Source organism: Variovorax sp. P1_H2 (assembly GCF_056405295.1).
Map to the genome: position 1 here is coordinate 1 of NZ_JBFUCJ010000205.1, position 5,670 is coordinate 5,670.

The window sequence follows — 5,670 nt, forward strand, 5'->3', positions numbered from 1 at the left end:
GCAAGGAACTGGGCAAGGAACTGGGTAAGTCCGTCCCCGTCCCGCAGTTGATGTGGCACGCCGAGGCCGTGCCGTATTTCGACTACTTGCTGGAGCAACCGCAGCCCGGCGCGGTCCTGGCAGGCGGCCACTGCATTCCCCTGATGCTGCCTCGGGCCGAGCGTTTCGTCTGGCACAAGCTTTACTCGAGCTCGTCGCGCCAGGGCTTTCCAGAGAAGGCAGAAAAGGACCTGATTCAGGCTGCCACGGTGGCAGCAATCTTGGTCGAGCAGCAAGATGAAGCGCTCGTCGAGTCGTTCGCCGAGTTGCCAACCGGCATGCAGGCGGTAGTGAAGAAGCGGTTGCGCGCCCTGCGCCGAGCACTGGCCGGTCATCCGCAAACGCTTGAACAGTTCGAGATGGCGCTCGGTTCCTGATGTCAGGCGTAGGCCAGCGACAGGCAGAATGCGGGCCAGGACCGGACCTTCCCCTCTGCCCTCCAATCCACCCATGACTCCGACACCCATGTGCAGAGCTCTGTTCGGCGTTCCTCGTTCCGACACGCCGCGGAAGCTACCTAGCCAGGGCGGCCAATCTCTTCCTAGCGCTTTGCAATAGTCCCTCGCGTTCCGCTGGAGGCTTTGCTTTGGTCTCCCCTTGGCCGATGATTTCAATCGCAGAGAGCTCAGCCAGCTTCGCCCCGAAGTAGTCCCGTGGCGTGAGGGCCGCGTACTTGGCGCTTGAAATCACGTGCACCTTGAGGTGCCGGCCGATGGACACTGAGAGCTTCTGGCACGCTATGGACATTTCCGATTCATCCGGCACCAGCTGGCCGTGAACCACAACAAGTTGCACTGTCGCGTCCTTGTCCTCCCCAAGCACAAAGGCGCGCAGAACTGAATCCTTGAACTTTGAACGCAGCATCGCGCGGATGGGCTCGGCGGCGGCGAACGACTTGAGAGCGATAGACCGAAGCTCGTTGTAGAAAACGAACGACGTGTTCGCCTCGACCGTCCCAGGTTCTTCGGCCTCCGACTTGTGCCTGGTCAGGATGCCGCTCTTGACGAGATGCTCCTGTGTCCGCTCAACTTCGTCTGCATCCAACTTGGCCTTCTTGGCAAGCTCCGCGACGGAAAACTTGTTGGTCGGTGCTGCGAAAACGACCTTCAGCAGCTTCTGGACTTCTGGAGCGAGGAGGAAATCTGCGGCACTCATCGTGGCTTGGGACAACTACAACATCATGACGACCGCCCCTTGCCACATGCGAGCGCAGAGAGGTCGGCGTTGGTTTTAACATGAAGCGCGTCACAAGCGGCTCACGGCCCCAACGCACCGCTCGCCCGCCTGCGAAATGCGGCGACAACCGGGCGAAAATCGGTCATGTCCAAGCCCGCCTTCCTTTGCCACCCAATTCTTTAAGCTCTCGTGCTCCCCACCGAATTCAAGGGCTTCATCCTCACTCGCCGCTGGCGTGATGTCACGGCCGGCACCGAAATCGAGTACTGGCTGGCAACAGATGCGGGGCCGATGAAGGTAGTCCTGACCTCCCAGACCTCCGTCGYATTCGTCGAAACACAGCACAGGGCGTCGGTTGAAGCGCACCTCGCCGCCATGCCGGGGACGGAGGTACGTGAGCTTGAGCTGAAGACATTCCATCAGGCACCCGTCGTCGGTGTCTATGCGAAGCACTTCCGCCAACTGGGTCAACTGGCACGTGCCCTCCGGGTCCAGAGCGTTGCGCTGCTCGAAGCCGACGTGCGACCGCACGACCGCTTCCTGATGGAGCGGTTCATCACCGCCGGCGTGCTGGTGGAAGGAGGGAGGGTGGATCGCTTCACTATCGTCGACTGCAAGCTGAAGCCCGCGCCCGATTTCCGGCCGGTGTTGAAAGTGGTGTCGCTGGACATCGAGACGAGCCAGGACGAGGAGCTCTATTCCATTGCGCTGGACGGGACGGTTGAACGTGTCGTCTTCATGCTCGGCGAGCCGCCACCTGAGTCGGGCGAGCCCTTGGACTTCTCCCTCATCTATTGCCCGACCCGCAAGGCCATGCTTGAGAAGCTCAACGATTGGTTCGAGAGGAACGACCCGGACGTCATCATCGGTTGGAGCGTCATTCAGTTCGACCTGCGAGTTCTGCAGAAGGCGGCCGACAATTGTGGGGCACAGCTCCTTCTGGGGCGTGAGCGTCGGCCCATCGATTGGCGAACCCACCCGGGAAAGCAGGGCTATCTGTTCGCCGCCACGCCCGGCCGGGTGGTCATCGACGGCATCGACGCACTGAAAGCCGCGTCGTGGAGCTTTCCTTCCTTCAGTCTTGAGGCCGTTTCACAAGAACTGCTGGGCGAGGGCAAGGCCATCGGCGATGAGTACGACAAGATGGCAGAGATTGAGCGGCGGTACCAGGAGGACAAGCCCGCGCTCGCGCTCTACAACATCCGGGACTGCGAGCTGGTTCTGCGCATCTTCGACAAAGCGAAGCTGCTGCAGTTCATGATGGAACGTGCCCACACCACGGGCCTCCAGGTGGACCACTTCGGTGGCTCCATTGCCGCGTTCAGCCACCACTATCTGCCGCGGATGCATCGCTTGGGCTACGTGGCGCCGAACGTGGGCGAGATTCCGAGCAAGGCCTTCCCCGGTGGGTACGTGATGGACTCGAAGCCAGGGTTCTACGATTCCGTCGTGGTCCTGGACTACAAGAGCCTGTACCCCTCGATTATTCGAACGTTCCTGGTCGACCCTGTCGGCTTTGTGGAAGGCTCGAACGCCAGCGACTCGGCAACGGTCGTGAAGGGGCCGCGAGGGACGGCGTTTTCGCGCGAGAAGCATTGCCTGCCGGAAATCGTGACCACTCTCTGGCGGGCTCGGGACGAGGCCAAGCTGGTCAAGAACGAGTCGCTGTCCCAAGCCCTGAAGCTGCTCATGAACTCCTTTGCCGGCGTGCTGGGTGCGGCCGACTGCCGCTTCTTCAATCCTAAGGTCGTATCCGCCATAACCCTGCGTGGGCACGAGATGATGAAGCTCACGCGCACATTCGTGGAGAACCGGGGTTACGAGGCCATCTATGGCGACACCGACTCCATCTTCATCTGGCTCAAGCGCACCCACACCAACGAGGAAGCGCACGTCATCGCGGCAAACCTGGTGAAGGACATCAACGACTGGTGGACCCGTGCCCTCCGCGAGGAGCACGGGCTGGAGAACTTCCTCGAAATCGAGTTCGACACCCACTACAAGAAGTTCTTCATGCCCACCATTCGGGGCTCAGACGTCGGCAGCAAGAAGCGCTACGCGGGCCTGAGCGTGGATGCCGCGGGCAAGGAGGAGATGGTCTACCGTGGCTTGGAGATGGCCCGCAGCGACTGGACGCCGTTGGCGCGCCAGTTCCAGGAGGGCCTGCTGTCACGCATCTTCCACGGCGACCCTTACAAGGACTTTGTGACCGACTACGCGCAGTCGACGTTGGCTGGCCTGAAGGATGACCTTCTCATCTACCGAAAGCGCCTGCGCCATCGCCTCGATGCCTATCAGGTTAACGTGCCGCCGCAGGTTCGTGCGGCTCGCATCGCCGACGAGTACAACAGTCGGGTCAACCGACCTCAGCAGTATCAGAGGGGTGGTTGGATTCGATACGTCATGACTCAAAACGGGCCGGAGCCGCTGGAAACGCGCCGTTCCCGCATCGACTACGAACACTACCTGACCAAGCAGCTCCAGCCGATTGCCGACGCCATCCTCCAGCCCATGGCGGAGAATTTCATGGCGCTGACGAGCTCACAGCAAGGTCTTTTCTGAACGTCTCCCCAGGTTTTGAACCCTTCCGTCGGGAGGACAAGTCTCAGCGGTCAGGACCAGACCGTAGGAATTGTCGGTGTCCATGCTGAGCTGGGCCGTTTTGCGAAGGTGCGCCCGCTTGATAGCGCCTGGAGGAAATCGACGCGCTGACGAAGACAAGACGGGCACCTGCAGCGCATACTGAAAGACAGCTTCCTGGCACGAAAGGAGTTCTGCCGTGTTCACAACTGAAGTTCAATTGCCCGAGCTCGCCTTGTTGGCTGGGACCCGCGGCGCCTTGGGGGCGGGAATCGGCCTGCTGCTTTCCGACAAGCTCAGTGAAGAGCAACGCAAAAACATCGGATGGACGCTGGTGGCCGTTGGCGTGCTGACCACAATCCCGCTGGCGGCCATGCTGTTCGGTCGCCGCCGAAAAAGCGACGCCTGACTTGGAGAGCCTTCTTCACGCCCGGGTTGCCTTTGGCGCCCAGCCGGCGTCCATACCCACGGTTCGATGGTTCTTGCCGCGCTTGCCGGCAGTCGGCCAGAAGCTGACTTTGAACGTCGTCGTCAATCGTAGGTGCCGTACTCGACTAGCAGGTCTCTCATGGCATCCTCGACACCGTAGCCGATGTTCTGACTGATTTGACACACAGCGTCCAGACGCTCCATGAGCAAGGGACGCAGCGCATCTGGCAGTCTCGCAATGGCCTGCAACGCCTGCTCGAACATTCGCACCAACGCGATGAAAAACCCCTCATCCTGCAGGCCGACTTCGACGCTGAAGCCCGAGGCGCGCTCGCAGTAGAAGACCATCAGCTCTGCCAGGCCCTCTGGGTGGCCAATGGCCTTCTTGTAGCTCGCGATGGACTTCTTGGCCTCGGCGATGGACGCGTTCTGGTTTAGGAACATGTCGGGCCAAAGCCAACGGTTGATGGTGACCTTGTACGGCGCCAGGACATCTTCGCCCAGCCCGAAACGGGCGTGAAGGAATACCTGGTTGTCCTTGTTGGCCATGTACAGGTCATGCACCAGGCCGACCAGGCCGTCGTGGTCGAAGTGGGTCAGTCTGGCCTTGACGTCGCTCCAGGACGCGGCCTTCTTCGTATTGCYTGCTTTCATCTCTGTGTGTGTTGCCGGATTTGAAGCCCGTAGGCCCCYGCCCGGAGGGAAGACCATATTGGCTGGGCGAAGGCCAAATGACGAAAATACCAYCGTAGAGTCCAACTGCCGCCGTGCGGCGGMACTAGCCCGTCGTGCTGAACGTTGAGGGGAGATGCCATGAAATACGACATGGTCAAGGTCGAAGAGGCGCTTCTGGCGTTGCTGGGCGTCTTCGAGTTCGAGAACGGACGCGTGTGGAAGCGYTATGACTTCGCGACCATGGATGCTCTGCATGAAAAGGGGCTCATCACCGAAGCTCGCGGCCGGCAGGAGTCGGTCTACCTGACGGAYGAGGGGCTGCGCCGTGCCAAGGAGCTCGCGGCCAGACAYTTCGGGMGCAGCGGGACAGCGGCGCCGGAGCACAGGTAGCTGCGGCAGAATCCATAAGCYGCAGTTCRGAACCGTCACAGCCGGAAGGTCCGGCCTTTGTCTGCCTAGTAACATTTCAGCGCCCGACGAGGAGTGTGAATATGCAATCAGCCGGTGCCTCCACCTTCGACGAAGCCTATTACCGGCGCTACTACTTCGACAAGAAGACCAAGGTGGTGAGAAGTGGCGCCGCAAATCCGCACAGCGTCTTAGGTGGAACTCCGGGCATGATGCCGGGCCGAGAACGGTCTGGCGACAGGAGTTTCGATGGTCAAGAAATCAGCGCGGCGCACCCGCCGCACGCACACGCCGGCGTTCAAGGCCCAGGTGGCCGTGGCCGCCTTGCGTGAAGACAAGACTCTGGCCGAGCTGGCCAAGCAG

The 5,670-nt window shown here is 61.0% G+C and carries 6 protein-coding genes and 1 pseudogene; 5 read left to right on the forward strand and 2 right to left on the reverse strand.

Features of this window, described 5'->3' with window-relative positions:
• Positions 1 to 416: GSU2403 family nucleotidyltransferase fold protein (locus AC1D2E_RS34415; protein WP_478201557.1), on the forward strand; the 416-nt coding region annotated here is incomplete at its 5' end.
• Positions 417 to 552: 136 nt separating this feature from the next.
• Here AC1D2E_RS34415 and AC1D2E_RS34420 read toward each other — a convergent pair.
• The gene (locus tag AC1D2E_RS34420) at positions 553 to 1,209 is read right to left on the reverse strand and encodes a hypothetical protein (protein WP_478201558.1); all 657 of its coding nucleotides are present in this window, start codon (positions 1,207 to 1,209) and stop codon (positions 553 to 555) included.
• A gap of 195 nt (positions 1,210 to 1,404) precedes the next feature.
• Here AC1D2E_RS34420 and AC1D2E_RS34425 point away from each other — a divergent pair, with 195 nt between their 5' ends.
• Positions 1,405 to 3,777 (forward strand): DNA polymerase II, encoded by a 2,373-nt coding sequence (locus AC1D2E_RS34425; protein ID WP_478201559.1) that lies wholly within the window; start codon positions 1,405 to 1,407, stop codon positions 3,775 to 3,777.
• A 217-nt stretch (positions 3,778 to 3,994) separates the two neighbouring features.
• Positions 3,995 to 4,204, forward strand: coding sequence for a hypothetical protein (locus AC1D2E_RS34430; protein ID WP_478201560.1), 210 nt, complete (start codon positions 3,995 to 3,997; stop codon positions 4,202 to 4,204).
• 122 nt (positions 4,205 to 4,326) lie between these two features.
• Here AC1D2E_RS34430 and AC1D2E_RS34435 read toward each other — a convergent pair whose 3' ends face one another.
• Positions 4,327 to 4,878 carry a hypothetical protein gene (locus tag AC1D2E_RS34435; protein ID WP_478201561.1) on the reverse strand — a complete coding sequence of 184 codons (552 nt, stop codon included), beginning with the start codon at positions 4,876 to 4,878 and terminating at the stop codon, positions 4,327 to 4,329.
• Positions 4,879 to 5,037: 159 nt separating this feature from the next.
• Here AC1D2E_RS34435 and AC1D2E_RS34440 point away from each other — a divergent pair, with 159 nt between their 5' ends.
• Positions 5,038 to 5,289, forward strand: coding sequence for a DUF6429 family protein (locus AC1D2E_RS34440; RefSeq protein ID WP_478201562.1), 252 nt, complete (start codon positions 5,038 to 5,040; stop codon positions 5,287 to 5,289).
• Positions 5,290 to 5,390: 101 nt separating this feature from the next.
• Positions 5,391 to 5,468 (forward strand): annotated as a pseudogene (locus tag AC1D2E_RS34445) (methyltransferase type 11); the annotation flags it as partial.
• Between the last annotated feature and the right edge of the window lie 202 nt (positions 5,469 to 5,670).